Source organism: Staphylococcus coagulans (assembly GCF_022557135.1).
Lineage (GTDB): Bacteria > Bacillota > Bacilli > Staphylococcales > Staphylococcaceae > Staphylococcus > Staphylococcus coagulans.
In genome coordinates this window covers 2,109,625-2,129,978 of sequence record NZ_CP092966.1, presented here as the reverse complement: position 1 = coordinate 2,129,978, position 20,354 = coordinate 2,109,625, and the positions used below count along the sequence as shown (strand labels likewise).

At 34.7% G+C, this 20,354-nt stretch carries 18 protein-coding genes; 9 read left to right on the top strand and 9 right to left on the bottom strand.

Going from position 1 to position 20,354, the window contains the following annotated elements; genetic code table 11:
* Position 1: 1 nt before the first annotated feature.
* Positions 2-889: a DMT family transporter gene (locus KM149_RS10215; protein ID WP_165545059.1), complete on the bottom strand. Its 888-nt coding sequence runs from the start codon at positions 887-889 to the stop codon at positions 2-4.
* 623 nt (positions 890-1,512) lie between these two features.
* Here KM149_RS10215 and nrdI point away from each other — a divergent pair.
* The 3 genes from nrdI to nrdF all read left to right on the top strand — a co-directional run bounded on the left by nrdI (position 1,513) and on the right by nrdF (position 5,087).
* Positions 1,513-1,911, top strand: a complete 399-nt coding sequence (gene nrdI, locus KM149_RS10210) for a class Ib ribonucleoside-diphosphate reductase assembly flavoprotein NrdI (protein WP_050345966.1) — start codon at positions 1,513-1,515, stop codon at positions 1,909-1,911.
* A complete protein-coding gene (nrdE, locus tag KM149_RS10205) occupies positions 1,874-3,979 on the top strand; it encodes a class 1b ribonucleoside-diphosphate reductase subunit alpha (RefSeq protein ID WP_016424500.1) in 2,106 nt (701 codons plus the stop codon). The genes nrdI and nrdE overlap by 38 nt, the downstream gene beginning before the upstream one ends.
* A gap of 127 nt (positions 3,980-4,106) precedes the next feature.
* Complete coding sequence (gene nrdF, locus KM149_RS10200; protein ID WP_016424501.1) at positions 4,107-5,087, top strand: class 1b ribonucleoside-diphosphate reductase subunit beta; 981 nt, start codon at positions 4,107-4,109, stop codon at positions 5,085-5,087.
* 596 nt (positions 5,088-5,683) lie between these two features.
* Here the strand turns inward: nrdF and KM149_RS10195 are convergent.
* From KM149_RS10195 to KM149_RS10185, 3 genes are all read right to left on the bottom strand, one after another.
* Positions 5,684-5,998, bottom strand: coding sequence for a CHY zinc finger protein (locus KM149_RS10195; RefSeq protein WP_050331609.1), 315 nt, complete (start codon positions 5,996-5,998; stop codon positions 5,684-5,686).
* Between the two features lie 24 nt (positions 5,999-6,022).
* Positions 6,023-6,955 carry a UDP-N-acetylmuramate dehydrogenase gene (murB, locus tag KM149_RS10190; protein ID WP_425356281.1) on the bottom strand — a complete coding sequence of 311 codons (933 nt, stop codon included), beginning with the start codon at positions 6,953-6,955 and terminating at the stop codon, positions 6,023-6,025.
* A gap of 144 nt (positions 6,956-7,099) precedes the next feature.
* The gene (locus tag KM149_RS10185) at positions 7,100-7,618 is read right to left on the bottom strand and encodes a GrpB family protein (RefSeq protein WP_241415372.1); all 519 of its coding nucleotides are present in this window, start codon (positions 7,616-7,618) and stop codon (positions 7,100-7,102) included.
* Positions 7,619-7,736: 118 nt separating this feature from the next.
* Here KM149_RS10185 and KM149_RS10180 point away from each other — a divergent pair, with 118 nt between their 5' ends.
* The 3 genes from KM149_RS10180 to KM149_RS10170 all read left to right on the top strand — a co-directional run bounded on the left by KM149_RS10180 (position 7,737) and on the right by KM149_RS10170 (position 10,613).
* Complete coding sequence (locus KM149_RS10180) at positions 7,737-8,630, top strand: EMYY motif lipoprotein (RefSeq protein WP_165545056.1); 894 nt, start codon at positions 7,737-7,739, stop codon at positions 8,628-8,630.
* 206 nt (positions 8,631-8,836) lie between these two features.
* The gene (gene ytxJ, locus KM149_RS10175; protein ID WP_016424506.1) at positions 8,837-9,157 is read left to right on the top strand and encodes a bacillithiol system redox-active protein YtxJ; all 321 of its coding nucleotides are present in this window, start codon (positions 8,837-8,839) and stop codon (positions 9,155-9,157) included.
* 337 nt (positions 9,158-9,494) lie between these two features.
* A complete protein-coding gene (locus KM149_RS10170) occupies positions 9,495-10,613 on the top strand; it encodes a glycerate kinase (protein WP_050331606.1) in 1,119 nt (372 codons plus the stop codon).
* A gap of 172 nt (positions 10,614-10,785) precedes the next feature.
* On the opposite strand, the gene pepT is transcribed toward KM149_RS10170, so the two are convergent.
* From pepT to gdpS, 4 genes are all read right to left on the bottom strand, one after another.
* On the bottom strand, positions 10,786-12,018 hold the full coding sequence (gene pepT, locus KM149_RS10165; protein ID WP_241415371.1) for a peptidase T: 1,233 nt from the start codon (positions 12,016-12,018) through the stop codon (positions 10,786-10,788).
* A 23-nt stretch (positions 12,019-12,041) separates the two neighbouring features.
* Positions 12,042-12,536 (bottom strand): threonine/serine exporter family protein, encoded by a 495-nt coding sequence (locus KM149_RS10160; protein WP_050331995.1) that lies wholly within the window; start codon positions 12,534-12,536, stop codon positions 12,042-12,044.
* Between the two features lie 26 nt (positions 12,537-12,562).
* Complete coding sequence (locus tag KM149_RS10155) at positions 12,563-13,324, bottom strand: threonine/serine exporter family protein (protein WP_050331604.1); 762 nt, start codon at positions 13,322-13,324, stop codon at positions 12,563-12,565.
* A 359-nt stretch (positions 13,325-13,683) separates the two neighbouring features.
* A complete protein-coding gene (gene gdpS / locus KM149_RS10150; protein ID WP_241415370.1) occupies positions 13,684-14,754 on the bottom strand; it encodes a GGDEF domain-containing protein GdpS in 1,071 nt (356 codons plus the stop codon).
* Between the two features lie 672 nt (positions 14,755-15,426).
* Between gdpS and KM149_RS10145 the strand changes: the two genes are divergently transcribed.
* Positions 15,427-16,476 carry a glycosyltransferase family 4 protein gene (locus KM149_RS10145; RefSeq protein WP_050331602.1) on the top strand — a complete coding sequence of 350 codons (1,050 nt, stop codon included), beginning with the start codon at positions 15,427-15,429 and terminating at the stop codon, positions 16,474-16,476.
* Between the two features lie 266 nt (positions 16,477-16,742).
* On the opposite strand, the gene KM149_RS10140 is transcribed toward KM149_RS10145, so the two are convergent.
* Positions 16,743-17,378 carry a YigZ family protein gene (locus tag KM149_RS10140; protein ID WP_165545053.1) on the bottom strand — a complete coding sequence of 212 codons (636 nt, stop codon included), beginning with the start codon at positions 17,376-17,378 and terminating at the stop codon, positions 16,743-16,745.
* A 553-nt stretch (positions 17,379-17,931) separates the two neighbouring features.
* Here KM149_RS10140 and fakB1 point away from each other — a divergent pair.
* Together fakB1 and KM149_RS10130 are read left to right on the top strand one after the other, a co-directional pair.
* The gene (gene fakB1, locus KM149_RS10135) at positions 17,932-18,816 is read left to right on the top strand and encodes a fatty acid kinase binding subunit FakB1 (protein ID WP_103356549.1); all 885 of its coding nucleotides are present in this window, start codon (positions 17,932-17,934) and stop codon (positions 18,814-18,816) included.
* Positions 18,817-19,064: 248 nt separating this feature from the next.
* On the top strand, positions 19,065-20,354 hold the full coding sequence (locus KM149_RS10130; RefSeq protein ID WP_241415369.1) for a DEAD/DEAH box helicase family protein: 1,290 nt from the start codon (positions 19,065-19,067) through the stop codon (positions 20,352-20,354).

The window sequence follows — 20,354 nt, the reverse complement described above, 5'->3', positions numbered from 1 at the left end:
TTTAATTTGATTGTTGCTTTTTATGACGATGTTCAGAGTATGTGGCGCGTCTTGCTTTTTCAAACATATAATAACTTGCACCTAGAATAATAATATAACCAATTACAGCGTAGAAATCAGGTGCTTCTTTGAATAAAACAAAACCTATGAGTGCTGTAAAGATGATAGAAGCGTATGTGAAAATAGAAATATCTTTTGCAGGTGCATAACTGTATGCGACAGTAATTCCGATTTGACCAACAGCTGCTGAAAGTCCTGCTAAAACAAGGTAGATGATTTGTATACGGCTCATCGGTTCATACGTAAATATAACAAATGGTAACAGCGCAATAACTGAGAAGAATGAAAAATAAAAAACAATCGTGTAAGGTGCTTCGCGTGTACTTAATGCACGTACAGCTGTATAAGCCGAAGCTGCAAAAATACCAGACAACAATCCTGTCAACGCAGGTAATATTTCTGAAGAAAATTCAGGCTTGACTACAAAAAGCATCCCAACGATTGCGACAAGCATCGCTGTAATTTGATACTTTTGAATATATTCTTTTAAAAATATTAAGCTTAATAGAATCGTCCAAAATGGGTTGAGTTTCATAAGTATGTCTGCATCGCTTAAAACCATATGATCAATGGCATATATATTTAACAACACACCCGTTAAGCCTAAAATCGAGCGTGTAATGAGTAAGGGTTGACTGCTGAGTTTACCGAAAAAAGGTTGCTTGAATTTAATAATAAAGAAAAGGGGAATAAACATCGCTACAAAATTTCGAGCTAATGATTTTTGAAATACGGGCAAATCTCCGGCGAGACGAAAGAAAACAGCCATAAAGCTAAAACCAATCGCAGAAATTAAGATAGCAACGATGCCTTTCATTTTTGAATTCATTAAATCGCCTCTTAATTATAAAAATTTGACTTATACATCGTAGCATAAAAAGCGTTACCGTGCATTATATCTTGAAATTTTGTGAAGGAAGTGTACAATAAAATAGAACATACGTTCTATTTTAGGTGGTCTAATAATTCTTTTATCATCAAAAGTCAAGCGTTAAAAATGTTTTCTTACAGAAAAAATTTTTCTGTTTCCCTAACCTATTGATACTATCGCTTTTGATGACAATCGGTGACAAAAGTTCATATTTATCTCTTTAAAAACAGAAAGGACTTATGTATAATGAAACACATAATATAGTACCGATGAACGAAAAGAAACACTATATATTGTGTTTGAAAGATGAGAAATAGGATGAAAACGGTTGGAATTGATAGAGGATTACACGTTTTTGCACATTCTATTTCTTTTCTTCTCTACATGTAGTGTTATTAATTTTTTAATGAACGATTGCATGATGAATATAGCAATTTGCGAAATGAGCGCATCATCTTAAAGTGCATATGACAACAAATATATGTTCGCATTTAATTAAATGCGAATTATATTGTGATTGAGAGAAAACAAAAGCAATTATATAAAAATCGTTCATTTAATATGAAAGGCGGTTATTCAATATGAAAGTCGTTTTTTATTCTTTTACCGGCAATGTAAGACGCTTTGTTAAGCGTGCAGAACTTGATAACACACTTGAGATTAATGAAACGAATGCATCTGAAGAGATGACAGAACCCTTTATTATTGTGACAAGTACAATTGGTTTTGGAGAGGTGCCTCAACCAGTACAACAATTTTTAGGGAAAAACCATGAATATTTAAAGGGCGTTGCAGCAAGTGGAAATCGCAACTGGGGACAAAACTTCGCAAAGGCTGGCGTAACAATTTCTGACGAGTACAATGTCCCTTTATTATTGAAGTTTGAATTACATGGGAATGCCCAAGACACAACAGAATTTAAAGAGAAGGTGGTCAATTTTTATGAAAACTATGGAACAAAAGCAGTACAATCACATTGAATTAAACAATCAAGTCACAAAGAGAAATGAAAACGGCTTTTTTCAAATAGAAAAAGACCAAGAAGCGTTAGCGGTGTATCTTGAAGAAATTAAAGATAAAACCGTTCATTTTGATAGTGAATTGGAGCGCCTTCACTTTTTAGTTGATAATAATTTTTACTACAACGTATTTAACGAATACAGTGAAGCGCAACTTGCTGAAGTCATTGCATTTGCATCTTCAATTCCATTTGCATTTGCGAGCTATATGTCAGCAAGTAAGTTTTTTAAAGACTATGCACTTAAAACCAATGATAAATCAAAGTACCTTGAAGATTATCATCAGCATGTCGTGATTGTGTCACTATACCTTGCAAAAGGTAATGTCGCTTTAGCAAAACAATTTATTCAAGCGATGATTGATCAACGTTACCAACCAGCGACACCTACATTTTTAAATGCAGGACGTGCACGTCGTGGGGAACTTGTATCATGTTTCTTATTAGAAGTGGACGACAGCTTAAATTCCATTAACTACATAGATTCAACTGCAAAACAACTCAGTAAGATTGGTGGCGGTGTCGCTATTAATCTATCTAAACTACGTGCCAGAGGCGAAGCAATCAAAGGCATCAAAGGTGTAGCAAAAGGCGTGCTCCCTGTTGCTAAAGCTTTAGAAGGTGGCTTTAGTTATGCTGATCAGTTAGGTCAACGTCCAGGAGCAGGTGCAGTATACCTTAATATTTTTCATTATGATGTGGAAGAGTTTTTAGACACTAAAAAAGTAAATGCTGATGAAGATTTACGTTTGTCTACGATTTCTACAGGTCTAATTGTGCCATCTAAGTTTTTTGAACTAGCAAAAGAAGGTAAAGACTTCTTTATGTTTGCGCCACATACGGTTGAAAAAGAATACGGTGTCACACTCGATGACATTAATATTGATGAATATTACGACCAACTTGTTGAAAACCCAAATATTATGAAGAAAAGCAAAGATGCACGTGAAATGTTAAATATGATCGCGCAAACACAATTGCAATCAGGCTATCCTTATTTAATGTTTAAAGACAATGCCAACCGTGTGCATGCGAACTCTAATATCGGCCAAATCAAAATGAGTAACTTATGTACGGAGATTTTCCAATTACAAGAAACATCTGTCATTAATGATTATGGTATTGAAGATGAAATTAAGCGAGATATTTCATGTAACTTAGGTTCATTAAACATTGTAAATGTAATGGAGTCTGACAAGTTCAGAGATTCAGTGCATACAGGTATGGATGCACTGACTGTTGTAAGTGATGAAGCTAATATTCAAAACGCACCTGGTGTAAGAAAAGCAAACAGTGAACTTCATTCTGTTGGTTTAGGTGTGATGAACTTACACGGTTATCTTGCGAAAAATAAAATAAGCTATGAATCAGAAGAAGCTAGAGACTTTGCTAATGTTTTCTTCATGATGATGAACTATTATTCAATCGAACGTTCTATGGAAATCGCAAAAGAACGTGGCGAAACTTTTGTTGGCTTTGAACAAACAGATTATGCAAATGGTCGCTATTTTGAGCGTTATACGTCTGAAGACTTTTTGCCACAATATGATAAAGTAAAAGCATTATTCGAAAATCACGATATACCAACACGTGAAGACTGGAAAGCATTACAAGCTGAAGTTGAAAAATACGGTCTTTATCATGCATACCGTTTAGCGATTGCACCAACTCAAAGTATCTCATACGTACAAAATGCGACAAGTTCTGTTATGCCAATCGTGGATCAAATTGAACGACGCACATACGGAAATTCTGAAACATTTTATCCAATGCCATTTTTATCACCGCAAACGATGTGGTATTACAAATCAGCATTTAACACAGATCAAATGAAATTAATCGACTTAATTGCAACGATTCAAACACACATTGATCAAGGTATTTCTACAATTCTCTATGTAAACTCAGAAATTTCAACACGTGAATTATCTCGACTTTATGTTTATGCACATTACAAAGGGCTTAAATCTTTATATTACACAAGAAATAAATTACTTAGCGTCGAAGAATGTACAAGTTGCTCAATTTAGCCATAAATTGATGCCGAACTAATATTAACTATCATGCTTGGGGCAACGAAGTCATTGATTTCAGCCCCATACATGCGTGATGCATAGATCGTGATACTAATAAAAAGATAAGGAGAAATGGAAATTAATGATAGCTGTAAATTGGAATACTCAGGAAGATATGACGAATATGTTTTGGCGTCAAAACATTGCTCAAATGTGGGTTGAAACAGAATTTAAAGTTTCAAAAGATATTGCGAGTTGGAAAACTTTAACTGAACAAGAACAAGATGCCTTTAAAAAAGCATTAGCTGGGTTAACAGGATTAGACACACATCAAGCTGATGATGGTATGCCTTTAATCATGATGCATACAAGTGACTTACGTAAAAAAGCTGTCTATGCTTTTATGGGGATGATGGAACAGATTCATGCGAAAAGTTATTCACATATTTTCACAACATTGCTTCCTTCAAGTGAAACGGATGAGTTATTGGACAAATGGGTAATTGAAGAGCCACATTTGAAATACAAATCTGAGAAAATTGTTGGGACGTATCATAAATTATGGGCGAAAGAAACAACAATATATGATCAATATATGGCGCGTGTTGCAAGTGTATTTTTAGAAACATTTTTATTCTTCTCTGGTTTCTATTATCCACTTTATTTAGCAGGGCAAGGCCGTATGACGACATCTGGAGAAATTATTCGTAAAATTTTATTAGATGAATCCATTCACGGTCTATTTACTGGACTGGATGCACAAAGTTTACGTAGCGAGTTATCCGAAAGTGAAAAACAAAAAGCGGATCGTGAAATGTATAAATTATTAGAAGATTTATATGCAAACGAAGAATCTTACACACGTAAATTGTATGAGCCTCTTGGTTTGGCTGATGACGTGCTCAATTATGTACAATATAACGGTAACAAAGCACTTTCTAACTTAGGTTTTGAACCGTACTTCGAAGAAAAAGAGTTCAGCCCAATTATTGAAAATGCTTTAGACCGTACAACTAAAAACCATGACTTCTTCTCAGTAAAAGGAGACGGTTACGTTTTAGCACTTAACGTTGAAGGCTTACAAGACGAAGACTTTATTTTTGATGACAACGATAAAGCATAAAAAGATATAAACTCCTCTTTTTCTAGGCGTGACGGCATGTTAGATGTCGGGATGTCTTGAGGAAGTCTATACAATTTGATTGAGCAACCTCACCTCCAACTGGTGAGGTTGTTTTTGTGGCGCTCTGTCAAAACGAACTGATGCGCAAAATGTAGAGGTGAACTTAAGTCAAGAATACTGAAATAGAAAAAAAGAGTATTCTTTAGGGAGCATATTATCTAACGTTGAAAGCACTTTTTTAGAATTGTAAAAAATAAGGATATATTCCACAATGCCCAACATCACTTCATTCTTGGTTTGATAGCCTTAATGATATATCAATTCTTTTTGATGAACTACAAAAAGATTCGTGCACACGAAGATAGGCGCTATACTTAATATTTAAGACGTGGTTGGAGTGTAATGTCCAATCTAGTTTTGATAAGACAACAAAAAGAGCGGGGCAAAAATCTACACGATTTTTGCCCCGTTTTAGCTATTCATACTAGGGGAAGCATGATTCACCCCAGTCATTCCTTTTCAGTCATTTCACTAATGTGATGTTATTATAAACAAAATAAAAAGAATTCCTGATTTTAGCTCAAATGAAAACCATATTAAATCTCGAAATAGTGATGATAATGAAATTTACATCGATTATTAAAATGGGCATCACATTCTGGACAAGCTTCCGACATCATATAAGTTTCAATTGACATTTCATGGCCGCAAACGCCACACATAATGGCCTTTACTTGGAATTCATCTGAATGCCATCGTTTTGGGCGATGCTTCTCAGATTCATTATGGCACTTAAAGCAAGGGTAATATTTTTCACAGCATTTAAACTTTATTGCAATAATATCATAAGGCGTATGATAATGAATACATCGTGTTTCTTTATCTACAGTGGCACCATACACTTTAGGCATACTATTCGCTCCTCACATCAGTTACTATTGATCTTCTAACTTTTCTCCAATAATGCGAACTTCACGTTCTAATGCAACATCAAATTTCTCTTTTACAACAGATTGAACATGGTGGATGAGACTTTCATAATCTGTTGCTGTCCCGTTATCAACATTTACCATAAATCCTGCGTGCTTTTTCGATACTTCTACGCCACCAATACGATGACCTTGCAAGTTTGAGTCTTGTATGAGTTTCCCAGCAAAATAGCCAGGTGGGCGACGGAAGACACTCCCACATGATGGATATTTAAGCGGTTGTTTTGACTCTCGACGCTCTGTTAAATCATCCATCTTTTCTTGAATACTTTCGAGCTGACCAGGTGTTAGGGTAAAGGCAGCTTCAAGGACAACGTAATGTTGCTGTTGGATAATACTATTTCGATAATCGAGTTCTAATCCATTATGTGTGAGTTGGAGCAATTCGCCTCGTTCGTTAATCACACGTGCATAATCAATGACATCTTTAATCTCGCCACCATATGCGCCAGCGTTCATGTATACAGCGCCCCCAACTGAACCTGGAATACCGCAAGCAAATTCAAGCCCTGTCAGTGACAAATCACGTGCTTTTCTTGAAACGTCAATAATTGCTGCACCACTGCCAGCAATAATCGTTGCATCAGAAGCCTCGATATGATTTAAATCTAATAAACTTAAAACAATGCCTCTAATCCCACCATCACGAATAATAATGTTAGAGCCATTACCTAAATAAGTTACTGGAATTTGGTTATCGTAAGCATATTTTACGACTTTTTGTACATCTTCATATGAATCAGGCGAGATGTAAAAATCTGCATTACCTCCAGTTTTTGTATAAGTATAACGTTTAAGGGGCTCGTCTACTTTAATGATGCGTTCTGGGATGAGCGCTTTTAACTCTTGTAAGATGCTAGAATGATTCAAAATTAACATCCTTTCTTTGTCTGTATTCGTTGATAATTTAATTATTTCTGCAACAAAGTTCTGCTTAATATTTTGTTTTAGAAATGTCGGCAGAAATTTATTTAATTCTATTTTAACTGTTTTATGATAAAGCGTCATGTTTTAATCGAAATTCTAAGACGAATATTGACGCAGATTTTTAAACCATTGTGCTTTTTGTGCTTCATAATCTCGAATAGCTAACGTTGTATCTGTCAATTGCTGTTTTTGTGTTGAAAAATAGTCAATGGCTTTTGGATAGGATGTTAACAAATCATGATATTGCGCATACTGTTCGAAAATAGGAGTGTGACGTTGGAGAATATGCAGTCGGACTTCCTGTTTTAAATCAATTAAGTTATTAAACTTCGCCATCATAACCTTTTTTTCGTAAGGATGATGCAAACGATAAAATCCAGCGTAATTTAATCTTTTTTCATCTAATGAAGTAATATCATGAAGGTTGTCCACACCGACTAAAATGTCTAGGATGGGTTCTGTAGGATAGTTAAAATGAAAGGTCCCTCCGATATGCTGTGTACTTTTCACTGGAGACTTCAATAAGTTAAAGAGAATATCTTGATATTTTTGATATTGTTGCGCATAAAAATCTTGGTGTTGCTCGGTAATAAAAGGTTGAACATGACGATACATGTGAAAGCCTCCTTATGGCTAAAATAAGGCATTTTGCTTAATTCTGCATAACTATAACATATATTATTTTCAAGTTAAATATGTTTCTGTATAATACGAATTAATAAGGGGTGCAATGATGAAAAAATGGATTAAAATTATAATTTTAAGCTTTTTAGCGCTCATGTTACTTCCGGCATGTATGCATTCGTCTGAAGACCAATTAAAAGCGTTTGATCAACATATGAAAATAGTCAATGAAAAAGAACGCATATTAAGTAAAACACTCAATCAAATGGACTTAAATCAAATTCATTATTTAAGTCAAACCGATACGACAGATAAAAATAAACAAGCATTTAATGACATAAAAAAAGCAATCGATCAAAAGTTAAAGCCGAAATTTAAAGATTATAAAGAGGAAGCCAATCAACTACCAGCACGAGATGATACATTGAAAGCATTAAAATCAACTTATTTAAAAGGAATTGATCAAAAAGAACATGAAATCAAACAATTGGATTCATTTATAGCACTTTGTCAAAAATCTATTCAATCCAATGAAAAAATTCTAGATTCTACACAAGCATTTGAAAAACACCGTAGTCGTGTCGAGTCGCAAATGAACTTGGCGAAACAAACAGAACAAGGTTCAAGAGAAAATGAAATGCTTGAAAATAAACTCATCAGTAACAACCAAGAGATTAAAGAGATAGCAGAAAAATCAATGAATGCTAAAAGTGAGAAGGCACAATTAGATGCCATTCATAAAGAAATGCTACCGCTCATTCAAGGACAAATAAAAGAACTAAATAAAACGCAATTAAAAGACAGTGCAACAAATAACGCGCGTCAAAATGCGATTGAAATGTATTATAAATTAGAACGTTATTATCAAGAAAGAGCGAAAACGATTCAATATAGTGAAAAATTATCAAAATTTGATGTGAATCAATTAGTAACAAAAGGGGACGATTTAGAACGTTTCGATCAACCTTTTGAAAAAGAAAAAAGAAAGTTAGAGTCTAAATAAGATCGCTCGTAATACTAAGGATTAAAGGGGAATCATATGCGTCATAAGGAAGAAAAGAATGGATTTCATACGTGTAGATTTCCAGTTTCAATCAAAATTAAAGGTTAACAAGGATAGATTATGTGTGTATAATGGTACACATTGAGAAAAGTTGAATTAAATGACAGATAAAAGACAAACAGAAAATATACTTAGAGGTGAAGAGAATGGCGATAAAGCTAACTTCGATTGACCAATTTGAGCAAGTGCTTGAACAAAACAACTATATTTTTATATTAAAGCATAGTAATACATGTCCAATTTCCGAAAATGCATTTGACCAGTTTAATAAATTTTTATATGAACGTGATATGGACGGTTATTATCTCGTTGTTCAAGAAGAAAGAGAATTATCGGATTATATTGCTGAAAAAACAGGTATTCAGCACGAATCACCACAGGCATTTTATTTTGTAAATGGTGAGGTCAAATGGCATGATAGCCACAATAATATTAATGTATCTTCACTTGCGCAAGCTGAAGAGTAATCAATTTGTAAAATGGAACGCTTATAGGGTATTGTAGAATCACTACAAAATGTCTATAAGCGTTCTATTCGTTTGTATTCAATTATAAGTCAACGCTATAATATGGAGTGGTTGAACAATCCATGATTATTAAAATGGACAAATAGAGAGAAAATGGAAGCTTAATCTTTCCAAAAGCATACCTTGTTATAGCGTTTATGCAAGCAAGATACCTATTGTATTATAAATGTAGCGCTCATAGTACGCTAGCAGTTTGAGCAGTGAAAAAACAGTATAATCAATAACGAATCGTTTCAATTTGATATTTAAGAGATATGAGAGATAAGAGGGTGACAAAATGAAAGTTTTAGTTGCGATGGATGAATATAACGGCATTATTTCGAGTTATGATGCTAATCGCTATGTGGAAGAAGCTGTAGCGAGCCAATTAGAATCTGCAGATATCGTTCAAGTTCCATTATTTAATGGTAGAAGAGAATTGCTGAACGCTGTATTTCTATGGAAGTCTGGAACACAGTATCGAATCTCTGCGCATAATGCTGAAATGCAAGCTGTTGATGTCACATACGGCCATACAGATGATGGTTTAACAGTGATTGAAGCAAGTCAATTTTTAACAGGTCAAGCGCCACACGTCAACTTGACAAGCTATGGTCTTGGTGAAGTCATTCGACATGCGTTAGATAAAGCGGCACAACATATCGTTATTTCAGTTGGTGGCATTGCTTCATATGATGGCGGTGCGGGTATGTTAGAAGCGTTAGGTGCACGTTTTTATGATGACGAAGGTCAACGTGTTGACATGACAAAAGGTGCACGCCAAATTAAGCATGTTCGTCATATTGATACAAGTGATTTGGATCAACGGTTGCAACAATGTCGTATCCAAGTTTTGGTCGATTTTGAAAGTAAGTTATATGGTAAACAAAGTGCGATTATGAAAACTTATATAGAACAGCAAATAGATAGAACTCAAGCTGTAGAAATTGATAACCTATTATGGTATTTGAGTGAGTTATTTAAAAATGAACATCAATTGTTGTTAGGTCCTATTGAAAGAGGCGGTGCAGGCGGTGGGACTGCTGCAACTATGGCGGCACTGTTTAATGCTGAAATCAATACAAGTCATGAACTTGTTGATCAAATTACAGGTCTTGATCAATTAGTTGGACAAGCGGATTTAATCATCTTTGGTGAAGGTATAGATGAACAAGATGAAATTATAGATACATCATCATTGCGCATCGCTGAATTATGTCAAAAACATGATAAAGTTTCTGTGGCATTGTGTGGCACTGCAGATAAATTTGAACGTTTCGAAGCTTTAGGTGTAACGGCTATGTTTAATAGCTTTATCGAAATGCCAAAACAATTGACAGACTTCAAAATGGGGATTCAATTACGCCATAATACAATACAAGCCATCAAGTTATTGCGCACGCATTTACCACAATAAAAGAAGTTTAGGATAACAATAATTTGAGTTGTTTTAAGATGACATCTAGATTGAGGGGGTTAAATTGCCTCCCTCAATGAAGAATGCTTTCAAAGCGAAATACAATTGATAAAAAAGAGTCAGAGAATACAGTTTCTCTGACTCTTTTTGACTTCTTTTGACAGCAATAAAGTTATGCTTTTTGATTTTTAGCCACTTTTTGTACGATACCAATGATGACTTGAACTGCTTTTTCCATAACATCAATCGATGCATATTCATAGGGCCCATGAAAATTGTCACAGCCTGTGAAAAGATTTGGTGTCGGTAACCCCATAAATGATAATTGTGAACCATCTGTACCGCCACGTATAGGTGCAGTATTTGGCGTAATGCCTAAATCTTTATAAACGGCTTTAGGAATATCTATAATATGTTGAAGTGGTATGATTTTTTCTGCCATATTATGGTATTGATCATGAATGACAAGGTTTACAGGATTGTAATAATACTGTTCGTTTATCTTCTCTTGAATTTCAATTAAAGTTTGTTTTCGATTTTCGAATGAAGTACGATCATGATCTCGAATAATATATTGTGATGTAACTTTTTCAACATTACCGTTCATTTGCATCAGGTGGAAGAATCCTTCGTAACCATCCGTATGCTCTGGAACTTCTTGAGCAGGTAGCGATTGATGAAAAATATTCGCCAGATTTAAAGCGTTGACCATTTTATCTTTTGCAGAACCCGGATGAACATTGACGCCTTCAAAAGTAATCGTTGCTTCTGCAGCATTAAAACTTTCATATTGAAGTTCGCCTAATTGACTACCATCCATTGTATAAGCAAAATCTGCATCAAAACGTTCAACATCAAATTGATGTGGCCCACGACCAATTTCTTCATCAGGAGTGAAGCCTACTCGAATACGACCATGTTTAATCTCTGGATGATCTAATAGGTAACGTAATGCTTCCATGATTTCTACGACGCCTGCTTTGTCATCTGCACCTAATAATGAAGTGCCATCAGTCGTCATTAAAGTATGCCCTTTAACTTTAACGATGTCTGGAAAGACTTCAGGATTGATTTCACGTCCAGATGTACCTAATTTAATAATACCGCCATCATAATTGTCGACGATTTGAGGATTGACATTTGCAGCATTGAAGTCAGGAGAAGTGTCTACATGAGCTAAAAAGCCAATAGTTGGCACCGGTACTTCAATATTGGTTTCTAATGTCGCAAATAAATAGCCTTGATCATCTAAATCTGTTTGCAATCCCATCGCTGACAATTCTTTCTCTAGAAGATGTAATAAATCCCATTGTCTTGTAGTGGAAGGTGTTGACTCACTATTGGGATCAGATTGTGTATTAATTTTAGTGTAGCGTGTGAGTCTTTCGATAATTTGTTCTTTCAAGTTGACCACTCCTTCTCTTTACGTTAAATACGGTTATTCATATGATAACCTTTACGATAAGTCTTACCTTTAAGTTTACCATAGTAATGCTTGATGCGTGTATAGATATAATAGAAGATCTCAGCGCAGAGTATTCCAAAAGCTATCGCGCCAGACGTTAGTGTTACTTCTAAAAACTGGTTTACAGCGGGTGTATAGGAATTTGATACTAATAGTCGTGTTGCTTCATAAGCCGCGCCTCCTGGTACAAGAGGAATAATACCAGGTAATATAAAAATAATGACAGGGCGTTTATAACGGCGGCTCATCGTATGACTCATAATCGCTAATATAAAGCTTCCAAGAAAAGCGGCCATAACGATGCCGTAGTTCATATCTACAGTGAATTTATAAATGGACCAACCCATTGCTCCTACAAAGCCTGACGCAACTAGCAATCGCTTAGGTGCATTGAATATAACTGAAAATAGCATCGTAGAAATAAAACTAATCATAAACTGCGCAATGTAATACAAAATGACGGTCAATGCTTCCCACACCTTTCTTAAAATATGAGTAATACAATCGCGACGCCTGCTCCGATAGCAAAAGAGGTTAATGCGGCTTCGACACCTCGAGACATTCCGGCAAGTAGTTCTCCCGCCATTAAGTCACGAATGGCATTCGTAATTAAAATACCTGGGACAAGGGGCATAACACCAGCGATTGTGATAATATCCTGATTGATTGCCCAACCCATTTTAGTAAAAAAGGCAGCAATCGTAATCACGACCATTGCACTTATAAATTCAGAGAAAAATTTAATCTGTATAAAGCGTTGTACTAAATCAAATGTTAAAAATGCCGCGCCACCTGCAATAACTGCATAAATAAAATCATGTGCGACACCGCCAAACATGAATAAGAAAAAGCCACATGCAATGGAAGCGGATATAAATTTAATAATAAACGAATACTGTAACGAAGCATGGTCTAAATGAATTAACTCCGATTTTGCTTCGTCTAATGTTAAAGCATTTCGTGAGATTTTTCGTGAGATATTATTAGCCATTGCAATTTTTTCTAAGTCCGTCGTACGTTCACGCACCCGAACAAGACGTGTATTCGTACGATCATTTAAAGAAAAGATGATGGCTGTAGATGTGACGAAAGCATATGTATCTTCAAGTCCATAACTTGCAGCAATTCGGCCCATTGTATCCTCAACTCGGTACGTTTCAGCACCACTTTCTAGTAGGACTTTACCTGCAAGTAAGACAACGTCAATGACTTTATCTTCATCTATAATCGTTAATGCCTCTGCCATGACTATGCCTCCTTTTTAATAACAATCAATTGTCAGTCTACATTGGAATAAAGGGTCTTGCAATATATAATACCTATGTTTTCAAAAAATCATAAGCAAAAGCTTTACATATGGGGAATAAATAATATTTTTCATAATAGGCCCACTCTCAAAATTATCTCAAAATAATTTCACAATTTCACATTAAAAAAGGAGATTCATTCAATGCGCTATAGCGTTACTTTAGTTTCTGAACTAGGTGTTGTTGTTACAGAATTATTTTCTTTTCTACTTTGAAAAAACGACTAAAAATATAGCACTCAAAAAAGACACTTCGCGTGGATGAACGTGTCATACGCGAAGTGTTTAAAGCATCTTGCTTATTGTAATTTAATAATTGGATTAAACATGACTTTATTACGGCCTTCATTTTTTGCAACGTGGAGCATGTCATCTGCATCTTTAAAAACTTTTCGATGAGATTTATGTGATTCACTATCTAAATAGCCGACACCAATCGATACAGAAAGTTTAATCACCGTTTTATCAGGAAGGTGAAAACTAGACTTTTCAACTGCTTTTCGAATATTTTCGGCGAGTTTCACACATTCATCTAAAGAATAATGACGAAGGACAATCGAAAATTCTTCACCGCCATTACGAAAAATTTTAGTCTTTTTAGGTACGTAATTTTGAAATAAGTGAGACATTTGTTTTAAAACGGCATCTCCAGCACGATGTGTATGTGCATCATTGACATCTTTGAAACCATCAATGTCTATCAGTAATAAAGCTAAACTTTGGTTATTATCATCTGCAATACGTGAGACTTCGTTGAGATGACGGTCAAATTCTTTAACATTTCCTAATCCCGTCAAATAATCCACCGTTTCTTCATTTTCGTAACGTTCGATTAAAGAGAAAAATCTTAATAAATCAACATAGAAAATCGCTGTTACTAAAGTAGCGATAACAGAAAGTGGTATTAAGTAGATGACTTCTTTGATATCATACGATGGCATAAATAATGCAATAACGGTCAAAATAATGATACTTAATACATTCAAAATTTGAATTGCAACGACATGGTTCTGTTTTAAAAATGGGCCGATAGTACTCACAACGCCTGCAATGATAATCAGTGCGATAGCATAAGTTAAAGATGTAGATAATACAAAATAGCCGACAAGTGCAATAATAATGGCTGAAATAAATGTGTAAAAGGAATTTGTATAGCGTCCTAAAAATAGTAAAGGAACAAAAGAAAGTTGAACCATATAATGTTCTATGGGTACGGGATATAATGCTAGTAATAGTCCAACAATTGTCATCAATACGGTGATATAGCTTTTTGAAAATCTAAAATCGTGTGATTCTGCGTATTGAAGACGATGAAATAAATATATACCAGCAATGGTTACTGAAATATTATAAATAATAGCTTCAATCATAATTTATGACTCCTTTTCTTGACCATTAGTTATTGTAAGTGAAATGTTACATTTTGTCATTCGTTTTTATAAGAGAAAATCAGAATTTTAAATGATAAAACGTCGTGTTAGTATTTTTATAATAAGTTAAAAAAATTAAAATATCACAATTGTGTCAAAATGGATAGCGATCATAACGCATAGAGTGATCATGAGAATAACGTAAAAGAATATACAATGATAATGAAAAAGAAAATAATAATTTTCGCTTCTATAAATGTTATTAAAGGCATTTACATGTTAATATATGATAATATAATAAAGTGTTTGAAGCGTTTGAATGGTAGGATATATAACAGGATTGAGCGTGTAAAACCATTTTTAAATAGATTTTAATGCAAATAGTTTTATTTTAAAATAAAACGTATGATTATTTGATTCATGCTAAAAGCGCAATCGCGCATAAGATGACGTATGCGCTTTACAAGCGTGCGCAATTTACCGTTTGAAGTTTATAAAAGATGAATGTTGGTTCTAACTTCTAGATTGTCTTATACAAAGCATTCTAACTTTTATTTATGTTTTAGTACAGTTCATTCTTTACGTTAAACTTTCTAAAGGTAGCTCATTATAAATATGCTGTTGTTTGTCGAATATTAATAAAGAAAATTTTCATTTATTGAAGGTGAACTGATGTATACTTTAATACTCATTGGCGTTTCAATGATAGTCAGTTTGATGATTATACCTGTCGTTATCGCTGTTTCTAAAAAATTGGATATTGTTGATAAGCCTAATTTCCGTAAGATCCACACTAAGCCTATTTCAATGCTGGGAGGATCGGCGATTTTACTCTCATTTTTAATTGGTATATGGCTTGGAGAACCTATTGAAAGGGAAATTAAGCCGTTACTTCTAGGTTCAGTTGTGATTTATTTAGTGGGTTTGATTGATGATTTATATGACCTTAAACCTATTATTAAGTTGATAGGTCAAATATTAGCAGCAACTGTAGTTGTCTCTTATGGGGTGACCATTGATTTTATTTCCTTGCCTATTGGACCAACGATTCATTTTGGATGGCTAGGTATCCCAATTACTATTTTTTGGATTGTCGCCATTACAAATGCCATCAACCTTATTGACGGTTTAGACGGTCTAGCTGCAGGGGTATCTGTCATTGCATTAGCTACGATTGCATTTATTGCCATCTTACAAGGTAATATCTTTATCATCATGATTTGTAGTGTATTAATTGGTTCACTACTCGGTTTCCTCGTATTCAATTTCCACCCGGCAAAAATATTTTTAGGGGATAGTGGGGCGTTATTGATTGGCTTTATTATTGGCTTTGTGTCATTACTTGGTTTTAAAAATATTACATTTATATCCTTGTTTTTCCCGATAGTCATTTTAGCTGTACCGTTCATTGATACTTTATTTGCAATGATTCGTCGTGTGAAAAAAGGACAACATATTATGCAAGCAGATAAATCGCATCTCCATCATAAACTGTTGGACTTAGGTTATACACACCGTCAAACCGTCATACTCATTTATTCCATCGCTTTCATGTTTAGTGTTGTAAGTATTATTTTATACTTATCACAACCATGGGGCGTATTCTTAATGATTATTTTGATTGTGGTTACAATTGAGTTGATTGTCGAGTTTACTGGGTTAATTGACGATGATTATCGACCATTACTTAACTTAATTTCAAAGCGAAAAGAGAGTAGATAATAGTGTAGTCTTTTCAAATCCATTTTTACGACAGAATCTTAAGAATGGATTTAGTATTAAGAAGATGAAGCGCTTTTAATTAATCAAGTATTAAATTTTTAAAACTTAATTCAACGAAGTTCGTTTGTTCATAAACAAGTTAGAACGGGATTGGGAGTAATGCCCACTCCCGTTTTTGTTTGTTTTCATGAAAGGATGTTGAGGATGAATGCATCAATGATTTTACACCAGTCATGGAAGGGTAAATTGATTTTTGAAGTCATTCGTTAATCGATATCGAAAGGCAAACGTTTAACAGGGTCTTCTTTCATGGTGAACTTGCCTTGCGTATGTTGGTTTACAAATTGAATATACGCATCGTAATCTTCTTCTAACACATCGATATGATATGTAACTTGATCCGTATAATTTGTGTCTCTTAATATGAAGTTGGTACTTTGAAGTTCGTGCTCAAATTTACCTGTCAGTTCATATGCAATTGATAGTCGTGTTGGAATCGCAGGCTTTAAAGTAACACGTCCAATATCTTGGATGACATCTCTCACTGCGCCACCATATGCACGAATCAGACCGCCCGTACCTAATTTAATGCCTCCAAAATAACGTGTAACAACAACCGCTGCATTATGAACCTCCAGTTTTTTTAACATTTCTAACATAGGGACACCTGCTGTACCACTAGGTTCACCATCGTCATTTGCTTTTTGAATTAACATGGTATCCCCAATTGTATATGCTGAACAATTGTGTGTGGCTTCACGGTGTTCTTTCTTTTTGGTCTCAATAAATGCTTTTGCTTCTGATTCATCTTGCACAGGTTTGATATGTGCGATAAATCGTGATTTATTAATTACATTTTCTATGATATGTTCATCTTTTATTGTAATGACTGAATCTGTCATAAATGTCACCCTTTATTGTTCAAATTACTTTGTCTATTATACTATATTAACAAGTCTCATATAAGATTAGGCAAATGTTGCAATATTTTTTGTTCTTGATGCCACACCACGAGATGAATTTTCTTATAGGCTATAGTACAGTTATCATGAATAAATCGAGCGTCTTTCACGTATTGTTAAAACGCAATAATTGATTTGCGTTAGGTGATTGCATCCACATACCTATTGGAAACCTATGAAAACTGTTGGTATAATTATAAATTGTTGTATGTTAAAACAATAGCAATATAATAAGAAATCTGATATAAAAGAAAGTATCAAGTACATATTGTAAGGATTTGTGTCTTTCGGTTGAATTAAACTGGAGGTGTAATGGCGCGGGTAGGTTTAGTTTAAATATGCATAGCCATACTTGACAACGTTCGAGTCCGAACTGCACACATTGACAATTATCGCTATTTTTTCGATTAGCGTTTATATCACTTAAATCATATCAAAGTGATTGCAAATAAAATACACGATTGTGTTTTAGCTTTTAGAGGAGGAAATAAAAATGAAGATAGCTGTGATGACTGATTCAACAAGCTATATCCCTCAGCATGTTTTAGAAAAAAATAATATTCGTGTTGTACCATTGAGTATTACATTGGAAAACGGTGAGAATTATAAAGAAAATATTTCAATTTTTGCAGATGAATTTTATGATATATTAGAAAAATCAGCAACAATTCCGACGACAAGTCAACCCGCAATTGGCGAGATGATAAATGCTTATGAAGCATACAAAAATGAGGGCTATACAGATGTAATTACGGTTCATCTTTCAAGCGGTATTAGTGGTGCGTATCAAACAGCATTACAAGCAGCTGATATGGTTGAAGGTATTAACGTTCACCCAGTTGATTCAAAAATTGCATGTTTACCAGAGGGTGCACTTGTTATTCGTGCGTTAGACCTAATTGCTCAAGGTTTAGATGTACAAGAAATATTAGCCGATTTGATTGAAATGAGAGATCATACAGGTGCTTTTTTAGTTGTAGATGATTTGAAAAATTTACATAAAAGTGGCCGAATTACTGGGGCGCAAGCATGGATTGGAAACTTACTCAAAATGAAACCCGTGCTTACATTTGAAGACGGTTTAATTGTTCCTTATGAGAAAGTCCGTACAAAAAAGAAAGCGTTGAAATTAATCGAACAAAAAGCAATTGAATTAGCTGATCAGTTTGAAGCTGCAACAGTAATGGTGATTGGCGGAGATAATAAAGAAGAATCTCACCATGTCTATGAAGATCTGCTAGAACGTTTTCCTGAAAAAAATATTATTTTTTCAGAATTTGGTCCAGTTATTTCATCTCATTTAGGTTTAGGTGGTTTTGGGATTGGTGTAACGAATCGTGATATCCGTTTACCTGAAGCAGATGAAGAAGTTGAATAAACATATTCGAAGCATAAGGCATTTTAAAACCAAACGCATAGTGTTGGTTTTAAGGTGTCTTTATTTTTGTGATGCTTAAAGACGAATTTGCTTATAAAAGATGATAAATTGCCAGTTATTTAAATTCTTCGGCCTGTCATTGATTTTTGAATAGCATGAAGTTACAAAAACAATGTGTAAATATTTTTTAAAGCGAGAAAGTAATTCATTGGACATAGGCGTGTATATAGGTGAAAGGGGCCACTTAAATGTATCTTAACGGACAATTGATTACTGATGTAGCGCTATGTAGGAAAGTAGATATCGAAACACAACAGAAAGGCATTGAACGAACGAAACAAGGATGGTTTTGTGCGAGATGTGCAACAACAGCTTCTGAACATTTTTATCGTTACAAGAGTCCCCACCACGAAAAGACAGTTGTATATTGTCGCCACTGTGTTCAAATGGGGAGGATTGATAATTTAACGACGGTCTATATAATGAAAAGTTTAATGAAGTGTACAACAGGGGAGTACCATCTCACTTTCCAGCTGTCGGAACAGCAACAATTTGCTTCTGATCGTATTGTACAAGCGGTTATGAATTTTGAAAGTTTACTACTTCACGCTGTAACAGGTGCTGGAAAAACAGAAATGATGTTTGAAGCTATTGCACGCGCAAGACGTGCCGGATACAATGTGGCGATTGTATCTCCGCGACTAGATGTTGTGGTTGAACTCAGTTATCGTGTTCAACAATCATTTCAAAGCGAAGCAATCGATGTGCTACATCAAGCGAGTAAACAGCGTTATGATGCGCATTTTGTGATTTCAACAGTACACCAACTCTACCGGTTTAAAAATCATTTCCATGTGATATTTGTAGATGAAGTGGATGCTTTTCCTTTATCGATGGATACCACTTTAATGAATACAATTGAAAATGCCGCAAGAACGCATAAAAGTTTGATTTATATGACAGCTACGCCACCTAAAAAATTAAAAGCACAGTTTGATGATAAACATACGATTACTTTACCTGCTCGCTTTCATCAAAAGCCACTTGTCGTCCCACGTTTTAAATACTTTAAAGTTCGTTTTTCCAAAGTTCAATTTTATCTTCTTAATCAAATGAGACATCAACAAAAACAGCAACGAACCACACTGATTTTCTTTAGTGATATTCAACAAATGCGAAAATTTTTTGAAACGTACCGTCATCAAATAGATCAACTTCACTTTGTGCATAGTGAAGATAGTGCGCGCATAAAGAAAGTTGATGCCCTACGACAAAAAGCGTATTCAATTATGTTAACAACCACGATATTAGAACGTGGTTTTACAATGGCAGACTTAGATGTCTGGGTGGTTGATAGTCACCGATTTTCTGCAACAGCATTAATTCAAATTGCTGGTCGTGTGGGGCGGAAAATGCAAAGCCCAGGAGGTGATGTGTGTTTTTTTCACGAGGGAAGAACAACAGCCATGTATACAGCACGACGAGAAATCAAAATGATGAATCGAATTGCGAGGCAGAAAGGGTGGATTGATGGGTGA